Annotated in this window: 26 protein-coding genes; 23 read left to right on the forward strand and 3 right to left on the reverse strand. The window is 36.6% G+C overall.

The annotated features are described in order from the left end of the window. Positions 1–83: 83 nt before the first annotated feature. From ACI6MV_RS09215 to odhB, 6 genes are all read left to right on the forward strand, one after another. Entirely contained in the window at positions 84–608 is a 525-nt protein-coding gene (locus ACI6MV_RS09215) for a methylated-DNA--[protein]-cysteine S-methyltransferase (RefSeq protein WP_407269994.1), read from the forward strand. Positions 609–816: 208 nt separating this feature from the next. After that, on the forward strand, positions 817–1677 hold the full coding sequence (locus ACI6MV_RS09220; RefSeq protein WP_407269995.1) for an amidase domain-containing protein: 861 nt from the start codon (positions 817–819) through the stop codon (positions 1675–1677). Between the two features lie 88 nt (positions 1678–1765). Beyond that, entirely contained in the window at positions 1766–2239 is a 474-nt protein-coding gene (locus tag ACI6MV_RS09225) for a tRNA (cytidine(34)-2'-O)-methyltransferase (protein WP_407269996.1), read from the forward strand. A gap of 558 nt (positions 2240–2797) precedes the next feature. Next, positions 2798–4693: a PrkA family serine protein kinase gene (locus tag ACI6MV_RS09230; protein WP_407269997.1), complete on the forward strand. Its 1896-nt coding sequence runs from the start codon at positions 2798–2800 to the stop codon at positions 4691–4693. A gap of 251 nt (positions 4694–4944) precedes the next feature. Further along, positions 4945–7809, forward strand: coding sequence for a 2-oxoglutarate dehydrogenase E1 component (locus ACI6MV_RS09235; protein WP_407270035.1), 2865 nt, complete (start codon positions 4945–4947; stop codon positions 7807–7809). Continuing rightward, a complete protein-coding gene (odhB, locus tag ACI6MV_RS09240) occupies positions 7796–9058 on the forward strand; it encodes a 2-oxoglutarate dehydrogenase complex dihydrolipoyllysine-residue succinyltransferase (RefSeq protein ID WP_407269998.1) in 1263 nt (420 codons plus the stop codon). Before ACI6MV_RS09235 ends, odhB begins: the two co-directional genes overlap by 14 nt. 25 nt (positions 9059–9083) lie before the next feature. Here odhB and ACI6MV_RS09245 read toward each other — a convergent pair whose 3' ends face one another. Then, on the reverse strand, positions 9084–9290 hold the full coding sequence (locus ACI6MV_RS09245) for a hypothetical protein (protein ID WP_407269999.1): 207 nt from the start codon (positions 9288–9290) through the stop codon (positions 9084–9086). A 226-nt stretch (positions 9291–9516) separates the two neighbouring features. Here ACI6MV_RS09245 and yhbH point away from each other — a divergent pair, with 226 nt between their 5' ends. Beyond that, positions 9517–10608, forward strand: coding sequence for a sporulation protein YhbH (yhbH, locus tag ACI6MV_RS09250; protein ID WP_407270000.1), 1092 nt, complete (start codon positions 9517–9519; stop codon positions 10606–10608). Here the strand turns inward: yhbH and ACI6MV_RS09255 are convergent. Together ACI6MV_RS09255 and ACI6MV_RS09260 are read right to left on the reverse strand one after the other, a co-directional pair. Beyond that, entirely contained in the window at positions 10593–12137 is a 1545-nt protein-coding gene (locus tag ACI6MV_RS09255; protein WP_407270001.1) for a recombinase family protein, read from the reverse strand. The two genes, yhbH and ACI6MV_RS09255, sit on opposite strands and share 16 nt — an antisense overlap. Positions 12138–12216: 79 nt before the next feature. Then, the gene (locus tag ACI6MV_RS09260; protein ID WP_407270002.1) at positions 12217–13143 is read right to left on the reverse strand and encodes a helix-turn-helix domain-containing protein; all 927 of its coding nucleotides are present in this window, start codon (positions 13141–13143) and stop codon (positions 12217–12219) included. Positions 13144–13356: 213 nt separating this feature from the next. Here ACI6MV_RS09260 and ACI6MV_RS09265 point away from each other — a divergent pair, with 213 nt between their 5' ends. The 16 genes from ACI6MV_RS09265 to ACI6MV_RS09340 all read left to right on the forward strand — a co-directional run bounded on the left by ACI6MV_RS09265 (position 13357) and on the right by ACI6MV_RS09340 (position 20275). Further along, positions 13357–13641 (forward strand): hypothetical protein, encoded by a 285-nt coding sequence (locus tag ACI6MV_RS09265; RefSeq protein WP_407270003.1) that lies wholly within the window; start codon positions 13357–13359, stop codon positions 13639–13641. A gap of 103 nt (positions 13642–13744) precedes the next feature. Continuing rightward, entirely contained in the window at positions 13745–13921 is a 177-nt protein-coding gene (locus tag ACI6MV_RS09270; RefSeq protein WP_407270004.1) for a hypothetical protein, read from the forward strand. A gap of 29 nt (positions 13922–13950) precedes the next feature. Next, the gene (locus ACI6MV_RS09275; protein ID WP_407270005.1) at positions 13951–14133 is read left to right on the forward strand and encodes a hypothetical protein; all 183 of its coding nucleotides are present in this window, start codon (positions 13951–13953) and stop codon (positions 14131–14133) included. Next, positions 14111–14506 (forward strand): hypothetical protein, encoded by a 396-nt coding sequence (locus ACI6MV_RS09280; RefSeq protein ID WP_407270006.1) that lies wholly within the window; start codon positions 14111–14113, stop codon positions 14504–14506. Before ACI6MV_RS09275 ends, ACI6MV_RS09280 begins: the two co-directional genes overlap by 23 nt. A 256-nt stretch (positions 14507–14762) precedes the next feature. Further along, positions 14763–15176 carry a DUF6809 family protein gene (locus tag ACI6MV_RS09285; RefSeq protein WP_407270007.1) on the forward strand — a complete coding sequence of 138 codons (414 nt, stop codon included), beginning with the start codon at positions 14763–14765 and terminating at the stop codon, positions 15174–15176. 175 nt (positions 15177–15351) lie between these two features. Next, complete coding sequence (locus ACI6MV_RS09290; RefSeq protein ID WP_407270008.1) at positions 15352–16173, forward strand: DNA replication protein DnaD; 822 nt, start codon at positions 15352–15354, stop codon at positions 16171–16173. Then, positions 16174–16452, forward strand: a complete 279-nt coding sequence (locus tag ACI6MV_RS09295) for a replicative helicase loader/inhibitor (protein WP_407270009.1) — start codon at positions 16174–16176, stop codon at positions 16450–16452. Then, positions 16430–17719, forward strand: a complete 1290-nt coding sequence (gene dnaB, locus ACI6MV_RS09300) for a replicative DNA helicase (protein WP_407270010.1) — start codon at positions 16430–16432, stop codon at positions 17717–17719. The genes ACI6MV_RS09295 and dnaB overlap by 23 nt, the downstream gene beginning before the upstream one ends. Next, positions 17697–17894 carry a hypothetical protein gene (locus tag ACI6MV_RS09305; RefSeq protein WP_407270011.1) on the forward strand — a complete coding sequence of 66 codons (198 nt, stop codon included), beginning with the start codon at positions 17697–17699 and terminating at the stop codon, positions 17892–17894. Before dnaB ends, ACI6MV_RS09305 begins: the two co-directional genes overlap by 23 nt. A 40-nt stretch (positions 17895–17934) precedes the next feature. Beyond that, positions 17935–18096 carry a hypothetical protein gene (locus ACI6MV_RS09310; protein WP_407270012.1) on the forward strand — a complete coding sequence of 54 codons (162 nt, stop codon included), beginning with the start codon at positions 17935–17937 and terminating at the stop codon, positions 18094–18096. A 62-nt stretch (positions 18097–18158) separates the two neighbouring features. Further along, the gene (locus ACI6MV_RS09315) at positions 18159–18611 is read left to right on the forward strand and encodes a class I SAM-dependent methyltransferase (protein WP_407270013.1); all 453 of its coding nucleotides are present in this window, start codon (positions 18159–18161) and stop codon (positions 18609–18611) included. A gap of 54 nt (positions 18612–18665) precedes the next feature. After that, complete coding sequence (locus ACI6MV_RS09320; RefSeq protein ID WP_407270014.1) at positions 18666–18866, forward strand: hypothetical protein; 201 nt, start codon at positions 18666–18668, stop codon at positions 18864–18866. 57 nt (positions 18867–18923) lie between these two features. Then, positions 18924–19319 (forward strand): hypothetical protein, encoded by a 396-nt coding sequence (locus tag ACI6MV_RS09325; protein WP_407270015.1) that lies wholly within the window; start codon positions 18924–18926, stop codon positions 19317–19319. 42 nt (positions 19320–19361) lie between these two features. After that, positions 19362–19568 (forward strand): hypothetical protein, encoded by a 207-nt coding sequence (locus tag ACI6MV_RS09330; RefSeq protein WP_407270016.1) that lies wholly within the window; start codon positions 19362–19364, stop codon positions 19566–19568. A gap of 32 nt (positions 19569–19600) precedes the next feature. After that, on the forward strand, positions 19601–20017 hold the full coding sequence (locus tag ACI6MV_RS09335; protein WP_407270017.1) for a hypothetical protein: 417 nt from the start codon (positions 19601–19603) through the stop codon (positions 20015–20017). Between the two features lie 54 nt (positions 20018–20071). Then, a complete protein-coding gene (locus ACI6MV_RS09340) occupies positions 20072–20275 on the forward strand; it encodes a hypothetical protein (RefSeq protein WP_407270018.1) in 204 nt (67 codons plus the stop codon). Positions 20276–20327 lie beyond the last annotated feature (52 nt).

Below are 20327 nucleotides of genomic sequence, written 5' to 3' on the forward strand. Positions count from 1 at the left end.
AAATAATATTAAGTTTTTAAAAATATCTTTCTACTATTTGTTTCCTCTTGTACAATGGAAAAAAAGGTTGAGAAGGTGTTAGGATGAACGATGATTCCTATTTGTATTACGATGAGTTAGAAACCCCGATTGGTGTAATCACAGTTATAGCTTCACAGAAGGGAATTTGTCGGGTTGATTTTGGTAGAATGAAAGATATTTCTACCTCATGTAATTTATGGGGCAAAAAGCATTTTCAATCTCCAGAATTTATTAACGATCAAATGCAAGTGGAGAGTGTAAAGCGACAACTAACGGAGTACTTTATTGGAGAAAGGCAGTTATTTGAAATAGACCTTGATTTATATGGTACACCTTTTCAGAAAAAGGTATGGGATGCACTGTATGCAGAAATCCCTTACGGCGAAACGAGATCTTATAAGGAAATTGCAAAAAGTATACACGCACCAAAAGCAATCCGTGCTGTCGGTGGTGCGGTAAACAAAAATCCTATCGCAATTATTATTCCATGTCATCGAGTGATAGGAAGTAATGGCTCATTAGTTGGATATAACGGAGGAATTGATAAAAAGGAACATTTATTACGTTTAGAAAATGCACCCATCTGATGGTAAAAAGCCATGCAGTGGGTGTTTTTTTGCTTTAGCGATAATGTAAAAGGATGTGTCTAACTTCAGTCAACTTCTCGATTCATAGTCCATTAATGTATATAATAAATAGAGTCCATCCACTAAGCGGCGCTTCATGTCGTGGATATCCGAATTGTTCTGCTTTTTTCCTTAGCCTCATAGAATACTGTAGGAAGGGGAGGAGAGCATGAGCCTATCCGAAAAATTAAAAAAACATTGGGAAAAACAATTAAATACACCGCGAAATAATCTGCCTAACTGGATACTTAAGAAAAAATTTTTTCATGAACATCGTGGCAACAAAGTGCCACGAATTACAGGGAGTGGTAAATTGTTTCATCACCTACAAATGGAGGGTGAAGAAGAACAAATTCAATATGACTTATCTGTAACTTTTTTTGTTAAGCAAGGGGACACGTTTTATCATGAAGAAGAACAACGCGTTCATCAAGCAATATTTCGAAAAGGGAAGCTAATAAAAGACGAAGAGGTAAATGTACAAGAGTATGAGAACTCTATGCCGACGATTGAACCGATTGATCGAAATGCACTAGTTGATACGCGGTTTAGCTATGATCGCCGTGTTGCCGTTCGTTATGCAGAGCGGTGGTGGAATGATTATAACCCAGCTTACCGGGACTTTGATGTAGATTGTACAAATTATGTGTCACAGTGTTTGCACGCAGGAGGCGCACCGATGCGAGGGGCGCCGAATCGTTCTAATGGTTGGTGGTATAACGATGCGAATTGGAGTTATAGTTGGGCAGTTGCGCATGCATTACGTTGGTATTTGAGTGGGTCAAATTCAGGGTTGCAAGGGAAAGAAGTAGAAAATCCAGAAGAATTATCACTTGGAGATGTAATTTGCTATGATTTTGAAGGTGATGGTCGTTGGAATCATAACACAATCGTGGTTGCCAAAGACCAAGAGGGTATGCCTTTAGTAAATGCACATACTACGAACAGCAGACACCGCTATTGGTCGTATGAGGATTCCTATGCGTGGAAGACTGACACCAAATATAAGTTTTTTAAAATTGGTGAATAATTGTCAATCAGTTCGTCCCAGGTGCCAGCTTTAAAAAATGTGCTATAATAATCAAGTTAAAAATTATAAGCACCTGAGGTGAACAAATATGACTATTCATTGCGTTTTATTTCAACCAGAAATTCCGGCAAATACCGGTAATATTGCTAGAACTTGCTTAGCAACGAATACAGGGTTGCACTTAATAAAACCATTAGGCTTCTCAACTGATGATAAAATGCTCCGTCGTGCGGGTTTGGATTATTGGCACGATGTTAACGTGCAGTACTATGATTCACTGGATGCATTACATGAGTCTTATCCAGATGGCGAGTTTTACTATATAGAAAACTTTGGAACGAAATACTATAGTGACTTCGATTTTAGTAGTCAGGACAAGGATTTGTTTTTTGTGTTTGGAAGAGAGACAAATGGCATACCAAAAGAACTCTTGATCGGCAAGGAAGATCATTGCCTAAGAGTTCATATGACTGATAAAGTACGTTCGTTAAACTTGTCAAATACTGCAGCAATCATTATTTATGATGTGTTAAAGCAACAAGGATTTCCAGGATTATCGTAATAAAAAAGACTGTTACTCAGGGCTTCTAGAGTGCCCAGGATAACAGTCTTTTTATCTTATTATTGGAAATTATAAAAATTCGCTTACAAGTGCGAGCGAGACTTACCACAGTCCCGTGCTTGTCTAACGCTTTTGATCTTTATTTTTTTGAAAGTTGTTTAGAATCATATCCTGCTGAAAAGATCGCAACTAGAAACGTTATGATTACCCCTATTATTAAAGTTAAACCCATGCTTAAATGCCCCCTTCACTTATTTAATCCTATCATGCAACATATAGCCATGTTTATGTAAGTACAGTGATAATCTAATTATATCGAAAAAATACCAGTCTGTGAACTAAACATAAAAGTTTCCTTATAAAAAATAGAAAACAATAATTTTATCCAGCATCTTTTTCAGCGTAAGGTGCTAATAACTGGCGCTATTATACTCAAATATTCAGTTTTAAAAGAATTCAACTGAACAACAATCCTTCTATCTAATCATTTTCCTACAAGTTGCTACATAGATTATATTAATACCTTTTGATAAACAATTTGTTTGGGAGGTCACCTTGATGGATATTTTAAGCAAGGTCCAGAGCTATCGTGAGGACCAAGAAAAACTGAAATGGGAAGGAACATTGGCTGATTACTTAGAGTTATTAAAGGAACGTCCATATCTGGCACAATCATCGCACTCAAGGGTGTACAACATGATTAAGCATCGGGGTGTGGAAGAGGAAGATGGAAAAAAGATTTATAAGTTTTTCGGTGAAGAACTATATGGTTTGGAAGAGCCATTAGAAAAGCTCGTCGAGGAATATTTCCATCCTGCTGCAAAAAGACTGGATGTAAGAAAGCGGATTTTATTATTAATGGGGCCAGTTAGTGGTGGAAAATCAACACTCGTTTCATTGTTAAAGCGAGGTCTTGAACAATTCACCTTAACGGATGAAGGTGCGGTCTTTGCGATAAAAGGGTGCCCGATGCAAGAGGATCCATTGCACCTTATCCCGCAATATTTACGAAAAGATTTTGAAGAGCAATATGGCATTCGTATTGAAGGTAACCTTTCTCCTTTAAACGTGATGCGAGTAGAAAAAGAGTTCGCTGGTCGAATAGAGGATGTACAAGTAGAAAGAATCTTTTTTTCAGAGGATAAACGGACAGGGATTGGAACATTTAGTCCGTCTGACCCAAAATCACAAGATATCGCTGATTTAACGGGTTCCATTGATTTTTCAACGATTGCGGAATACGGCTCAGAATCAGATCCACGTGCATATCGATTTGATGGGGAGCTTAATAAAGCAAACCGTGGGATAATGGAATTTCAGGAAATGTTAAAGTGTGATGAAAAGTTTTTGTGGCATTTGCTTTCTTTAACCCAGGAAGGGAATTTTAAAGCAGGACGCTTCGCCCTGATTTCTGCAGATGAGCTAATTGTAGCCCATACGAACGAGTCAGAGTATCGCTCCTTTATTTCCAATAAAAAGAATGAAGCATTGCATTCAAGAATGATTGTCATGCCTGTTCCGTATAACTTAAAAGTTAGTCAAGAAGAGCGTATATATGAAAAAATGATTCGTGAGAGCGATATAAAAGATGTTCACATCGCCCCGCATACACTTCGGGTAGCGGCAATGTTTACAATACTTACACGCTTAAAGGAATCGACTAAAGGTAACATCAGTTTATTAAAGAAAATGTATTTATATGATGGACAAAACGTTGATGGATACAGTGATAATGATTTGCAAGAATTATCCAGAGAATTCAATGATGAGGGCATGACTGGGATTGATCCGCGTTATGTTATTAATCGGATTTCTTCGACAATTATCAAGAAAGAAATGACCTCCATTAATGCATTGGACGTCTTACGATCCCTAAAAGATGGCTTAGATGATCACCCTTCCATTTCTAAAGATGATAAAGAACGCTACTTGAACTTTATATCGATTGCTCGTAAGGAATATGATGAGCTTGCTAAGAAGGAAGTACAAAAAGCATTTGTTTATTCTTATGAGGAATCAGCTAAAACGTTAATGAATAATTATTTAGATAACGTGGAGGCTTATTGTAATAAAACGAAACTAGAGGACCCATTAACAGGTGAAGAAATGCACCCGGATGAAAAGCTAATGCGTTCAATAGAAGAACAGATTGGTATTTCGGAAAATGCGAAAAAGGCATTCCGCGAAGAAATATTAATTCGGATTTCTGCCTACGCTCGTAAAGGAAAAAAGTTCGATTATCAATCCCACGAAAGATTGCGAGAAGCAATTCAAAAGAAATTGTTCTCTGATCTAAAAGATGTTGTGAAGATCACAACATCTACTAAAACACCAGATGAACAGCAACTCAAGAAAATTAACGAAGTTGTCGTTACCTTGATTGATGAATATGGATATACCTCGACATCGGCGAATGATTTGCTCCGCTATGTTGGAAGTCTATTAAATCGTTAAGAATAAGCTCGCGCTGCTGAGGTAGCGCGGCTTTTTTTGTGTGAAATAAGAAAGATTTACTCTTGGAAATAAATATAAAAATAGGAACTTGTCAGATTAGTTACTCAAATAATTAGATTAATCGAAGATAGCTTATTGTTTCACTTCATAAAATAGGGTATATTAGTTGATGTATATATGATGCAGTTCTATAATGTTAGCAGGATAGGTAATAGGAGAAAGTGAACTCTTTACGTTCTAATGGGGGTATAATCGTGACACAGCAAGAATCTAAGGAAAGATTCTGGGAAAATTTTCATGGTCCAAACATGGGTTATGTAGAAGAACAATATGATTTATATTTGGAAAGCCCAAATGATGTAGATGAAACATTAAGAAATATATTTGACACATATGGGGCACCAGAATGGTTACAAGAAAAAAACGGTACGACAAACAGTATTTCTAGCCAACCGTCACAAACAGAAATTAAAAAGTTAACCTCAGCAATGAAACTTGTTGAGGCTATTAGACGTTACGGTCATCTAGAAGCAAGTATTTATCCAGTAGGGTTAGAAAAAAATCGAAAAACACATCTGATCGATCCGGCCACATATGGTCTAACCGAACATGATTTGGAAGCGATTCCTTCTGAATGGATTTGGGAGGATGCACCGGACAATGTACAAACAGCTCTTGATGTTGTCAATGTACTACGTGAACAATATGTAGGAAATATTTCCTTTGAATATGATCATGTCAATAATGATGAAGAAAGAAAGTGGCTTCAACAAAAAATTGATTCCGGATTATATCAAGTATCCTTAACAGATGAAGACAGAAATCAATTATTACAGAAGCTTACAGAAGTAGAAGGCTTTGAGAATTTTCTAGCTAAAACATTTGTCGGTCAAAAGCGTTTCTCTATTGAGGGACTAGAAGTTATGGTACCGATGTTGGATAGAATCGTGCAAAGCTCCTTTTATGATGATACAGAACAAATATTAATGGGGATGGCACATCGGGGTCGTCTTAGTGTGTTAGCACATATTTTAGGTAAACCGTTTGATAAGATATTCTCTGAATTTCATGCTTCAGCGGATAAAGAATTAATACCATCACCAGGTTCAAGAAGTATTACCTATGGTTGGACCGGAGATGTGAAGTATCATTTTGGTGCCGAGCGACAAGCAGGAGAGGAAAAACCATCTCCAACACGAATTACGCTGGCACACAATCCGTCCCACCTGGAATTTGTTAATCCGGTTGTTGCAGGCTTTGCTCGTGCGGCGCAGGATTTCCGTTTTAAGCCAGGCTATTCAGAGCAAAACATCAATAAGGCTTTAAGTATTCTGATCCATGGTGATGCTGCATTTATTGGTGAGGGTGTTGTTGCTGAGACATTAAATATGAGTGCATTGCCTGGATATCAAACAGGTGGTTCGATTCATATTATTGCAAATAACTTAGTTGGTTTCACTACTAGTCAAGCGCAAGGTAGATCAACACGTTATGCGAGTGATTTGGCAAAGGGCTTCGAGATTCCGATTGTCCACGTTAATGCAGATGATCCGGAGGCTTGTCTTTCCGCAGTTATGCTTGCGTATGATTATCGTAGTAAATTCCATAAGGACGTTCTCATTGATTTAGTAGGCTATCGTCGCTATGGTCATAATGAAATGGATGAACCACGAGCTACGCAACCGCAACTTTATCATGATATCGATAATCACAAAACAGTTACAGCTATTTATGCTGATCGTTTAAGTGAGGAAGGAATCATCGATGCAACCGTATCTGAAAAAATGAAGCAAGATGTTGAAGATTATTTAAGAGAAATTTATAGCAGCATGAAAGAAAATAGTACGGGAGAAGCTGAAGCGAAGCCTGTCCCACAAGCACTGCGAAATGGCCTTAGTGATATCGAAACAGCGGTACCGTTAGATCAATTAAAGGCATTGAACCAAGGATTGCTAAAACGTCCTGAAGGCTTTAAAGCATTTAAAAAACTGGAAAAAATTCTTGAACGTCGAGGCAATGCATTAGATGAAGGACAAAAAGCAGACTGGGCAACAGGAGAAGCACTAGCGTTTGCATCTATTTTACAAGATGGTATCCCGATTCGTATTACTGGTCAGGATACAGAACGTGGTACATTTGCTCATCGTCATGTGGTACTTCATGATGTAGAGACAGGTGAAACATATTGCCCAATGCATGGATTAGAGCAAGCGAAAGCGGCGTTTGACATTCATAATAGCCCACTTTCAGAGACAGGTGTACTTGGCTTTGAATATGGATATAGTGTGCAAGCTCCCAAAACACTTGTAGTATGGGAAGCGCAATTTGGAGATTTTGCGAATGCGGGTCAAGTTATTATTGACCAGTTTATCTCTGCTGGTAGAGCTAAATGGGGAGAAAAATCCAATATGGTTATGCTTCTTCCACATGGTCAAGAAGGGCAAGGTCCAGAACACTCTAGTGCTAGATTAGAACGTTTCCTTACATTGGCAGCAGAGAACAACTTGATTGTAGCGAATGTAACAACAAGTGCGCAATATTTTCACTTATTACGTCGTCAAGCGGCTTTAGTTGATAGTGAATCAGCACGTCCATTAATTGTTATGACGCCAAAAAGCTTGCTTAGAAACCAACGAGTGGCTAGTGAACCGAATAAATTTAGTGAAGAAAGATTTGAACCTGTAATTCCGCAACCAGGCTTACCAAAAACAACGAAAAAGGCAAAAAGATTAGTAATTGGTAGTGGCAAGATAATGGTTGATATTGAGGAAACGTATAGTAAATCAGACAAAAATTTTGACGACATTCATATTGTACGTTTAGAGCAGATTTATCCTTTCCCTAAGAAGCAAATCGAAAAGATAATTAAGGGATGCCCTAATTTAGAAGAGGTTGTTTGGGTACAAGAAGAGCCTAAAAATATGGGTAGCTGGAGATTTGTCATGGAGCGATTTACAGAGCTTCTAAACGGGGAATTAGAACTAGTATATGTAGGTCGTTGTGATCGTTCCTCACCAGCAGTAGGGGAGCCAAACATACACAAAACAGAACAAAATCGTATTATTAGAGAAGCCTTAAAGCTGCCAAAAGGAGGAGATTCCAATGAAGGAAATTAAAGTCCCAGAGTTAGCAGAATCGATTACAGAAGGTACGATAGCACAGTGGCTTGTAAAAACAGGGGATAAAGTAGAAAAAGGCGATCCTGTATTGGAACTTGAAACAGATAAAGTAAATGTGGAAGTTAATGCAGATTATGCTGGTATCATTGCAGAAATTCTAAAAGAAGAAGGCGACGACGTAGAAGTTGGAGATGTCATTGCTAAAGTGGATGAAAACGGTGAAGCTTCAGGGGCAGCGGATAGCCCTGCTGAAGAAACATCTGAGCAGCCAAAAGAAGAATCAAAGCAAGAAGAGAAAAAAGAAGAAAAACCGGCAGCTAAGCAAGAAGAGAAAAAATCAGACAGTTCAAATATAGTTGCTTCACCTGCGGCAAGAAAACGTGCACGTGAATTAGGTATTAACTTAAGTGATATCTCATCCCGTGATCCATTAGGTCGCATCCGCCCAGAAGACGTTGAGTCTCATGCCAAAGGTGAGACAAAATCAAGTGCACCAAAACAAGAGAAAAAACAAGAACCAAAATCAGAAAAAACAACCTTTGATAAACCGGTAGAGCGTGTGAAAATGTCTCGCCGTCGTCAAACAATTGCTAATCGTCTTGTGGAAGCACAACATAACGCTGCGATGTTGACTACTTTCAATGAAGTCGATATGACAGCAATTATGAATTTGCGTAAAGAACGCAAGGATAAATTCGTGGATAAGCACGGTATTAAGTTAGGATTCATGTCTTTCTTTACAAAAGCTGTTGTAGGAGCTTTAAAGGAATTTCCATTAATTAATGCGGAAATTCAAGACAATGAGATCGTATTGAAGAAATTCTATGACATTGGTATTGCCGTATCTACCGATGATGGTCTCGTCGTACCTGTTGTACGTGATGCAGATCGCCTAGATTTTGCTGGAGTGGAAAAAGAGATAGCTGACCTAGGTAAGAAAGCAAAAGCGAAGGAATTACAGTTAGCGGACCTTCAAGGTGGTTCATTCACGATTACTAATGGTGGAATCTTTGGCTCTTTATTATCAACGCCAATATTAAATACACCACAAGTTGGTATTCTTGGCATGCACTCGATCCAAAAACGTCCGATTGTAATGCCAGACGATTCAATTGAAGTTCGTCCAATGATGTACATTGCAATGTCTTATGATCATCGCATTGTCGATGGAAAAGACGCTGTACAATTCCTAGTTCGAGTTAAACAAATGCTAGAAGATCCATATGATTTATTGTTAGAAGGATAATTTATACGAAGATGAAGCGTCCATTTTATATGGGCGCTTTTTTCGATTGTAGAGGGAATTGACCATAGTTCGGTGGAATTGCTACGAGGATTGCACCATACACACGTACAATTGCACCAGACCTAGGTGGGATTGCACCACATTCAAGACTAATTGCACCACAACAATCTGGAATTGCACCACACGGTAGGATTATTGCCCCAAAGGCTAGGTGGATTGTCCAAAGTGTCACACCTAAACGGGAATTGGGAATTGCACCATATTAACGGATAATTGCACTACAGTAATCCTTAATTGCACCACAACCAAGCATAATTGCACCACACCAACAAACAATTGCACCATATCAACTCGTAATTGCACCAAAAGGCATGTTTAATTATTAAATTTTCGAAATAATTAATCAAATAGCATGTTCCTGCATACAATAACATTATAAACTCAAGAGGAGGGTATAGATGGCTGACTCCAAAAATTTTGTGATTTCAGAGGAAGATTGGTCCCTCCACAGAAAAGGGTACGATGACCAAAAGCGCCACCAAGACAAAGTTCAGGACGTCCTCAAGAAGAAACTCCCCGATTTAGTCAGTGAAGAGAACATCATTATGTCCAGAGGGAAAGATGTAGTTCGCATACCTATTCGATCGCTCGACGAGTATAAAATACGTTATAGTCAAGACAAAAACAAACATGCCGGACAAGGGAATGGTAACAGCGGTGTAGGTGATGTCATTGCTAAAGATGGGACGCCAAAGCAAGGTGCTGGTAAAGGGCCAGGAGCAGGTGACCAACCCGGTCAGGATTATTATGAAGCAGAAGTTTCATTTGAGGAACTCGAAGAAAGATTTTTTGAACATTTAGAATTACCGAATTTACAGGAAAAAGAAAAAGACAATATTATTGTAACAGATGTAGAATTCCGAGATATTCGAAAACAAGGGTTAACAGGTAACATCGATAAGAAGCGCACGATGTTGGAGGCATTCAAACGAAATGCGATGGATGGAAAAGCACAATTTAATCCTATTTTTCCGGATGATCTACGTTTTAAGACATGGGATGATATTGAAAAGCCGGAGTCTAAAGCCGTCGTTTTAGCAATGATGGATACAAGTGGATCGATGGGGCTATGGGAGAAATACATGGCAAGAAGCTTTTTCTTCTGGATGACTCGATTTTTACGATCCAAATATGAAACGGTAGAAATCGAATTTATAGCGCATCATACAGAAGCAAAGGTGGTCGATGAAGAGTCGTTTTTCTCTAAAGGGGAAAGTGGAGGAACGATATGTTCTTCCGCATACCGAAAAGCACTTGAATTAATTGACGAAAAATATTCTCCGCAACAATACAATATATACCCTTTTCACTTTTCTGATGGTGATAACTTAACATCTGATAACAAGCGTTGTGTCTCCTTAATTAATGAACTGATTGATTGCTCTAGTATGTTTGGTTATGGTGAGGTAAACCAGTATAGATATGAACCCTATACACGCAATAAAACCGTTGATACCATTGAGGTTCAACGGTTTTATATTTTTGGGTAAAGTTGAATTTGGAACTGATCACGCTTAGTCCAGTCGGATTTCCTTAAATAAGTTGCTTTCTCTAGAATCGATTTCAGCAATCTATTTTTCTTTTCGATGTCAGATGTTTGTTTGTATGCCTCGATAACATGTTTTACTTTCGGTACATATTCATGAAGGTTTTTTTGCTGCATCTCCTCTTTATTGATCTCACTTTTTAGAATACGAACTTCATCTTGAATTAACTGAATTCTTTGGGTAATATTCTGTTGTCTTTCCACAAAGGTATCAATGTCATATACTTCACGTTCAAGTAGATCATGTAGGCGGCTTTTTTGATTGTTGAGTTCTTCTATTTCTTTATTCTTTTTCTCTAGTGCAGCTTCCTTAAAAGGTATATCAGATGTTTCGCTCTTTTGAATATCAACCTCGCGAAATTCAAACTTTTCAACGTATTCTTCAAGGCTATCCAATATTCTTGATTCTACAATCTTTAGCGATGCGCCTTTTTGAACACCTTTACACTTAGACTGAGCACATCTAAGCACACTATTTGGTCTATCTTTTCTTGGTTGATGCCACATAGTATAACCACATACTTCACACTGAAGAATACCAGCAAGTGGATTAGATAACGTTTTAGTAGTAACTGTTGATGGTCTATATCTTCCCGACTTAGCTTGGTTTGCCATATCCCATAATTCTTTAGATACTATGGGTTCGTGATTGTTTTTTATTCTTTTCCACTCAGATTCAGGTAATTTTACACGGACATATTTACCATTCCTTTTTTTTGATCTATATTTACCCCAAATCAAATCACCATAGTAAACTTCATTTTCTATCATGGAAGAAATTGTTGATGGGGACCAATTTTCATTTTCAGGAGGATTTACTCCAAGTTTGTCCAATTCATTTGCAACTGCTTGTCTACCCTTACCGTCTTTCATCATTTGAAACATTTTTCTAACTGCCCAAGCGGTTTCTGGATCAGGGTGAAGTTTTAAGTTTCCGTCTCTTAAATATCCAAATGCAGGTTTTTTAGATATTGATTTACCCTCGTCTATAGAAGCAATTCGCCCCCTCTGTAACCGTTTAGTGATTGATTTTAACTCCTGCCTAGCAAGTAAAGATTTAACGCCGAAAACTAGCTCCCAGGATTCGTCTTCTGGATCATAGTATTCAGTTGGTGTAATAATTTTCGTTCCTGAGTACCTAAATGCTCTGTCTAATAGTCCTTGGTCTAACATGTCACCACGACCTAGACGATCTAAATCAATTACTAAAACAGCTTCAATTATTCCGTTTTCGACACGCCTTATTAGCTCTTGTACTTTTGGTCTCTCCGAAATAAATTCACCCGATACTACTTCATCATGAATCTTTATGATGTTGTGATTCTCTTTCTTTGCTACAGCCATAAGCTGTCTGCGGTGTCTGGATAATGTATCATATTCGTCACCTTTTTCGGCAGCTTTCTTTTCCTCTTCTACATCTTTACGGCTTTTGCGAAGGTATACATCTAGATCTAAGGCTTTTGGTCTGTACATTTAATTCACCTCATAACTCTATATAATCAACCGTACTCATAGTACTGAAGAAAAAGCCTTTAGGGCTTTTAGATGCTGGTTACTCAATACCATACTTATTAGCAATCTCTTCTACCGAGTATAGAAGTTTTTCGATAGTCTCAATTATTTTTTTAACTTGATCAGTGAAAACTTCCTCCATTAAGGCACCGTGTAATATCCTACTCCTTAATGAAATACTCCACATTAAATCCTTGTAGAAATCCTCTTCTTCAATCGCATAATTTAGTTGCTCTTTTAAAGATATCATCAATTTAGACTCTAAAGATAATTTATGTAGATATGAATATCCAAAATCTCTAGCATTACCTTCATTGACAATTGCTTGAAGTAATACTTCATTCAGTCTTAATTCAAGAGCTGTAAAAGCAGTTAATATTGCTCCTCTAATTTGAACTTGATCGTTAGTATTATTCAATCGTGAGTTTATCGCTTTTTTAGCATCATATAAATAGGCATCGTGCAGTGTTGTTATTTCTGGTACTGATTTTTTATCGTGTTGATCATATAATTCTGTCAAATTATTTTTATCATCAGGTAATTCGATTCCGCTAAACCTGGTGTTAATTACAGAACTTCGGTAGGTACCTATGAAATTTCTATAAACATCAGTGTGTTCTATTTTTTTTACTTCATCTGGTGAATAACTAAAGAACATTGGGTATTCAGCTAATAGTCGTTTACCTGCAGGTATAATCTCTTCACCTAATTGCGAAAGGATTTTTTTAAAACCCGTTGGTGCTTTTTCTATATACCCGAACCAATTAAGTTTTTCTGAGTCTCCATTAACAACAGTTGCGATTATTTTATTAACATCTTCTGATGGTGGCGGCACATCACCTCTAACTAATTGGCTTATGTATGCTTGTGAAACTGATTTACCAAGTTCTTTACATCTTCTAGATAATTCTCTATGCGATAGACCGCTTTTACTTATGTATTGGTTCAAAAGTTCATAATAATTCATGTGGTTGAACGCCTCCCTATTCTAAACTTATAGTTCTCATTATAAACAATTATAAATTAAAATTCATTTATTTGATATATAAATAGTTATCACTTAAAGGATCTAACTTTTTGATTAATAGATATTTATCAAAAAAGTATTGACATGCGATTGATTAAGATTTATCATTCATATTAAGTAATAAATAATAATCACACAGGCAGGTGAAATGTAATGAACTATCATGAAATGCTGAAATTAGCAATAAAGGAAAGTGGATGGAGTATGAGAGAAATCGCAAGACGGTGTACTGAAGATGGTGTGAATTTATCTCAACCGTATCTTAGCAAACTATGTACAGGTGAAATTCCTCCTGCATCAGATAAAGTAAACAAAATACTAGGGAAAATACTATCTGTTGTTTCAGACATATCCAAAGACGATCTATTGGTTGCTGCATATGTAGAGAAAATTCCTGCTGATGTTTTAAAGAAACTTAAAAAGATAGAATCAGCTTAATTATTCTTTCCAACAAATGATTAGTTATTAGGTGGTGATTTAAGGAATGTCCGCAAAAATCCAAGCAAGTTCGCATACACATGTTTTAAAGGGGGATGCGGACATGGAGATCCCAAAAAAGGAACACAAAATAGGAAATACAACAGTTATTATCCATTCTCCCCTCGTTGCGATGACAGAAGAGGAGCGGGTACGGTGGTTCAATGACGAATGGGAAAAAGGGAATCCAGTTTTGAAAGAAATAGCAGTTGCCGTCAGTAATTGCTATTCAGAGGATTAATTGCTTTTTATCTAAAGGAGGGGTGAAGGTTGAAGACTAGTGTAGATCGTATTCCTTACTACTTACGAAAGCTCGCTCAATATACTGCTATTCATCCATCTAAAAGACGAAATCCGTACAGACATGATCGTCTTATGTTTTATAAGGCGGGAATGGATAAGCAAATTGGAGAGGAGCATCCGAAAATTTATGAAAGAACGCAAAGTATGTAATTTGAAAGGTATCTTTACTAATCATGCAAAGAACAGTTGGGAATCGGACTGGATTATGGATGAGGAGAAACTCAGAGACATTGTAAAAAATGAAGAGCTGATTTCAAAAATAAAAGAAGAGTTCGAGTGCAATTTGAATAACGATTCTACATTCAATGCCCAAATTGTTAAGGTATATGGAATTAATATCTCGGGAGAACCATTTGAACATTATGTGATTAGCATTGGCCATTTTATTTACTCTCACCATTATACTTATTTTCCAAATATGGATAGCTGGCATCAAACTATATTAAATCAAAAATTTTTTGAAGATGTTGTTAAATCGTTCCAAAGTAAACTAACGCCAAGTTGGAGGAAAGCCAATAAATAACGCGCCATAGTGCGCTCTTCTTTTTAAACTTAATGCGAAATTTGATGAACGATTATATGCATAATTGCTGTCCAATTGAATATTCAGCAAGGAAATAGCAGCTGATCGACATCGTGGGTTAATCTATCAAGCTATGACATTAAGAAATTTTGAAGTTCAAAAGGGATTGTTTGAAGAGTTCTTTGAAGTATCCGGCATAACAACATACACATGCCAGACGGTTTTAAATTATCCAATTTAACAGGAGGAGATACAGATGAAACAGATGGTAAATTCGTTGAAAATAGCAAGCATAGCAAAGAAAAAGTTACCGGCAAACATCAGCTTAGATAATACTCTTGATTTTGCAACAGCATGCTACGAAAGAGGAATGGAAGAAGTAATTAAGGACATCGCTTTTTTAGAGTTGGATAAATTTGATCCAATAAAAATAAGAAATTCTACAATGAGGTTAAATCAAGTATGCCAACAGAGATTTGATGAACTAGAAAGCTTGCTAACTAGCGAACAAAAAGAACAGTTAAGAGCATACGAAGAAGCATACGCTAATTTTCTTGGTGCTGAATCCGGAGACCATTTTATTCATGGATTTATTAGTGGTTATCGCTATTTAAAAAACCAAGTAATCTTTAGAAGTGATTATGGAAATGAATATGATGATGATAAATAAGAAAACACTGACATAGAAAGCCGACCAAAGCTAATGTCAGTGCCGAATATTTACCTATAAGGATTTTATCATTCAATGATCATATGGACAAGTTATTTTAATATAGGGCATTAACCTTTGAAGTGCCCCTTAAACACAGACTAGAAAACCAACAAGTAAAGAGTAGGTGCTTAACATGCCAGATCCAAAAATTCCGGGAGGTTTCATCCTTCTTTCTAGAAAATTAATTGAAAGTGAGATATGGGATAAACCTCCATTATACATCAAGGTATGGGTGTATTTATTGGCTAAAGCGCAGCACAAACCTTATAAGAATCTTAAAAGAGGACAAGCTTTCGTTACCATTCAAGAACTAATAGAAGTGTGTAGTTATAAGGTTGGATTTCGCATAGAGAAGCCCTCAAAGAAGCAAATATACGGAATTTTGCAGTGGCTACGAAATCCCGATGAAAGGGTCAATGAAGGGTACGACGAAGGTGACATGATAGTAACAACGAAGGTAACACATGGAATGTTGGTTGAGGTCTGTAACTACGCCTTTTATCAGGACCCTAAAAACTATGAAGGTTACAACGAAAGTGCGACGAACGACACAACGAAGGAACAACGAAGGTCGAGGCAAGGGAACAATAATAACAAGAATGATAAGAATGATAAGAAAAAAGATAGTCGCAAACAAGTTTACGACGACTCATCGATTTATATAATTCTAGCAAACTACTTTCTTGAACAGATTAGGAAAAATAACTCTGAACACAAAGAACCTAATATTCAATCATGGGCTAACGATATACGATTAATGTTTGAAATAGATAACCGCACAGAAGAGCAAATCAAATACTTAATGAAGTGGGTGCAAGAGGACGATTTTGAAAGAGCAAATGTTCTTTCCACTAGTAAATTAAGAAGACGTTTTGACCAATTAGCTATGAAGGTGAAGAGTCAGAAACCTAAACCAAAAGCAAAAATAAAAAATATAGACTGGGAGGGTTTGTAAATGAAAAGGGGAGAGGTAAAAGATGTTTTTAAACTGATCAGTTATGCATATCCACGATTCGAAGTAACATCAGAAAAACTTGATACATGGTTTATGCTATTGAAAGATCAAAACCCTGCTGTTGTTATGAGGAATGCAGAGCGCTATGTTATGAATCAACAATTCCCACCTGCAATAGCGGATTTAAGAGAAACGAAATCTGAAGCTAATAACAATGATTTTTTAAAAAGACTTGATGAATGGGAGCGTGACGCTGTTGGACGTAAACCTGGAAGCTGAACAATCTGTACTCGGATGTATGTTGGTTGAAACAGAACTTGTAAAAGAATGCAGACTCGAACCTCATCACTTTTACCATCCAGATCATCGACATATATTCGAAACAATCAAGCTTATAGATGCTAAAAATGAGCCGATGGATATTGTTGCAGTTATCACCTACATGAATCCAGATAAACTAAAGAAGATGGGAGGTAAAGCACTCTTATCAAAACTAATTAAAAGTGTAGCGAGTACTAAGCCTTTTAAATCATATGAAAAATATGTTTTAAATGCTTACAAGATAAGAAGAGCCAAACAACTTAAAGAAGATGATCTGAATGATGTTGAGTCTATTACCGAGTTGATTAGAGCATTATCGGAATTGGAGCAAGATGACGTTGATGATGAATACAACCATCAAGAAACAATAGTTGAACTTCATCAGGATCTTGAGACTGAAAAAAGAGATATTACTGGAGTTGATACTGGGTTTAGGGATTTAAATAAATTCTTAGGAGGATATCAGCCCGGAGATTTAATAATATGTGCAGCTCGTCCATCAGTTGGTAAAACAGCTAAGGCCTTGAATCACGCAATAAAGGCTTGTGAGAATGATTCGGTAGTTCCTATATTCTCACTCGAAATGCCAAAAAAACAGTTACTAACGCGCATGATGGCCGCAATAGGAAATATTAACTCTGCAAAACTAAGAAATCCATTAAGGAGGTTCGATGAAAACGACTGGAAAAAGCTATCGATTGCCGAGGGAATGCTATCTGATATGAATCTACATATCTATGATAAATCTGGTCAAACAATATCCTTCATCCGTTCGAAGGTTAGGAGAATTAGGAAACAATATCCAGATAAGCAAATGCTGGTAATCATTGACTACTTACAATTAATTCGCTCTGAAGGAAGATCTGAAAGGAGAGATTTAGAAATTGGAGAAATCACCCGCTCCTTAAAGGAAATGGCTCGGGATTTAAACGTTGCTGTTATGCTCCTATCCCAACTATCAAGGGGAGTGGAATCAAGACAAGATAAGCGTCCAATGATGTCAGACATACGTGATAGTGGAAGTGTAGAACAAGATGCCGACGTGATTGAGTTTTTATACCGAGATGATTACTATGACAAAAGCTCTGACAAGCCAAACGTTATTGAGATTATAATAGCAAAGCAGCGAAACGGACCGGTCGGAACAGTCGAGTTGGCATTTATAAAAGAATACAACAAATTCCTTGACCTGGATTATCGCTATGACAATCAGAGAACTATATAACGATGCGGTAATATACGATGAACCACATTTAATCCTACTGCTAGATTTTCTTTTGTTCGAAAAGCGAACAATCAACTTAGATGATGAAAAATGTGTGTTAGACCTATACTTTAAGAAAAATAATCGAAACCGATTAAATAAACTAGTACTGGAATATAAGCGTGAAAAGGTGTAACAACAATGACCGAAAATGCGAAGTAAGAAAGGGTGAAAGTATGATTACAACAATATTAATTATTCTAGCAATTGTTTATTTGATAATCGGACTAATTTTTGCAGTAAGATTCCTGTTAACAGGTTGGTTGGATGGCATGAAAACTTTTTTCTTTATTGTGTTTTGTTGGTTGTATCTAGCTCTAACCAGTAGAAGAAGATAACAAATTTTAATGCCTAGTCCGAAGAAAAATAGACCGAATATCCGTCGTAGTGAGGTGAATAATTGAAACGTATTTTAGATGCATGTTGTGGCAGCAGAATGTTTTGGTTTGATAAGCAAAACGAAGATACGATTTACCTGGATAACCGTCAATTAACAGATACATTATGTGATGGCAGAACATTGGAAGTTAATCCTGATATTGTAGCAGATTTTAGAAACATGCCATTTGAAGATGAATCATTCTACCTAGTGGTATTTGATCCGCCTCATTTGGTTAAGGCGGGCGAAGATTCATGGTTGGCCAAGAAGTATGGAAAGCTAGATGATTTATGGCAAGTTGATATTAACCAAGGTTTTAATGAATGTATGAGAGTTTTGAAAACAAATGGAACGTTAATTTTTAAATGGAATGAGGACCAAGTACCGTTACGTGAAGTATTAGAAGCAATTGACCATAAGCCGTTGTTTGGCAATAAAAGAAGCAAAACACATTGGTTAGTTTTCATGAAATAGTAATGTACTTCGATGAAAAGGAGAATGAAAATGACATTAAAATGTATCGCATATATGACCACTAGAAAGAAAGGCAAGACGGATGGAATATATGAAGTAACTATTAATGGTAATCACAAATACTTGCCATTAAACGAATTAAAGGAAAAAGCAGGAGTTAGACAATCAAGCCAAACTAAAAAGATTGAAACTTGGTTAAATACACAAGATGGTATTCATTGGGCAATATCGGTTAAGCCAGCTAAAATATTTTAGTTCGCACTTCGATGAATATTAGGCATAAATAGCAGAAAGGGAGATGGAATGAAATTTATGGAAAATGAAGAATCTATTTTAAAAGAAGTTACCGAGTTTGGACGGGATATAGCTATGATGAAAGCACAAATAACAGCTGCAGTCGAAGCAAATAAATTCCTCGATGAACCAATCGATAGTGATTGGTTTAGAAACGTCAATTATGCTTTGAGCATGAAAAAGTATGATTTGAGTGTGTTGAACAAGAAAGTAGATGAACTAAATAAAATATCAGCCCACGAAATGAAATTAAGGTATCAAAAAAAACAACAAACAATATTTGAGAGTTGCTTTGTTGATATAGCTAAAGAAACATTGGATTCAGATTTATTTAAAGAGATTATATCAGCTGCAAAAAAACTTCAATTTGCAAGGAAAAACAAGGTTAATATTCCAAAAATAGAAAAGGAGTAATGAAGAATATGGATTTAGCTAATAAAAAAATAGATTATCGCTATGACAATCAGAGAACTATATAACGATGCGGTAATATACGATGAACCTCATTTAATACTACTGCTATATTTTCTTTTATTCGAAAAGCGATCAATCAACTTAGATGATGATAAAACTGTGTTAGACCTATATTTCAAGAAAAACAATCGAAACCGATTAACTAAACTAGTACTGGAATATAAGAGTGAAAAGGTGGAACAACAATGACCGAAAATACGTCGTAGGAAAGGATGATAAAAATGGTGAATGAAGGTAAGTGGTTAATTAATATAGTCGAGGATGGAATCTGGGACAGTTCGGAAGAATTTGACACAAAAGAGGAAGCTATCGCTTATGGGAAACTAGAATTTGAAGGGATTTATGAAGAGGAGAACGGAGAAGAGTTCAATTCAGAACTCTATAAAAAGGAATTCTTTGTAGGTAAAATAGAACGTTTTGTGCCAAGCGTTTGTGTCGATTCAGTCGTTGAAAGAATAGCTGAAAATGCTTATGACGAAGTAGGGGATGTTGCAGAAAGTTACTTGGAAAGAATTAGCAAAGAAGAGTATAACTCTTTAGAAGAAAGACTAAACCAAGCACTAAATGAGTGGTTAGACAAAACTAAAAATCACCCAACTTTCTACACGATTGTTAACACTGAAAAGGTAGAAATTTAGTACACACTTCGATGAAACCAGACCGAAAATATGACGTAAGAAAGGGTGAGACAAATGGATTATCCAATTGCTAAAAATCTAGAAGAATTAAGTGAAGCAAAGCAAAAAGAATTTGAAAAACTAGCAGAAGATTACAGTATGGCGTTACAACATATGAACCTTTTTATTGAAGTTAATGAACTTGATTACGATGAAATTTGGGATAAAGCAAACCAGCAGTACGATATTGATATGTCTTATGCACCAAATGAAGATTAGTACGCACTTCGACTAAAAATCTTATTAATACTATTCTAATTTTGTGGAGGTG

The sequence above is a fragment of the Radiobacillus sp. PE A8.2 genome (genome assembly GCF_045635475.1).
In the GTDB taxonomy this organism is placed as follows: Bacteria; Bacillota; Bacilli; order Bacillales; family Amphibacillaceae; genus JBJGXI01.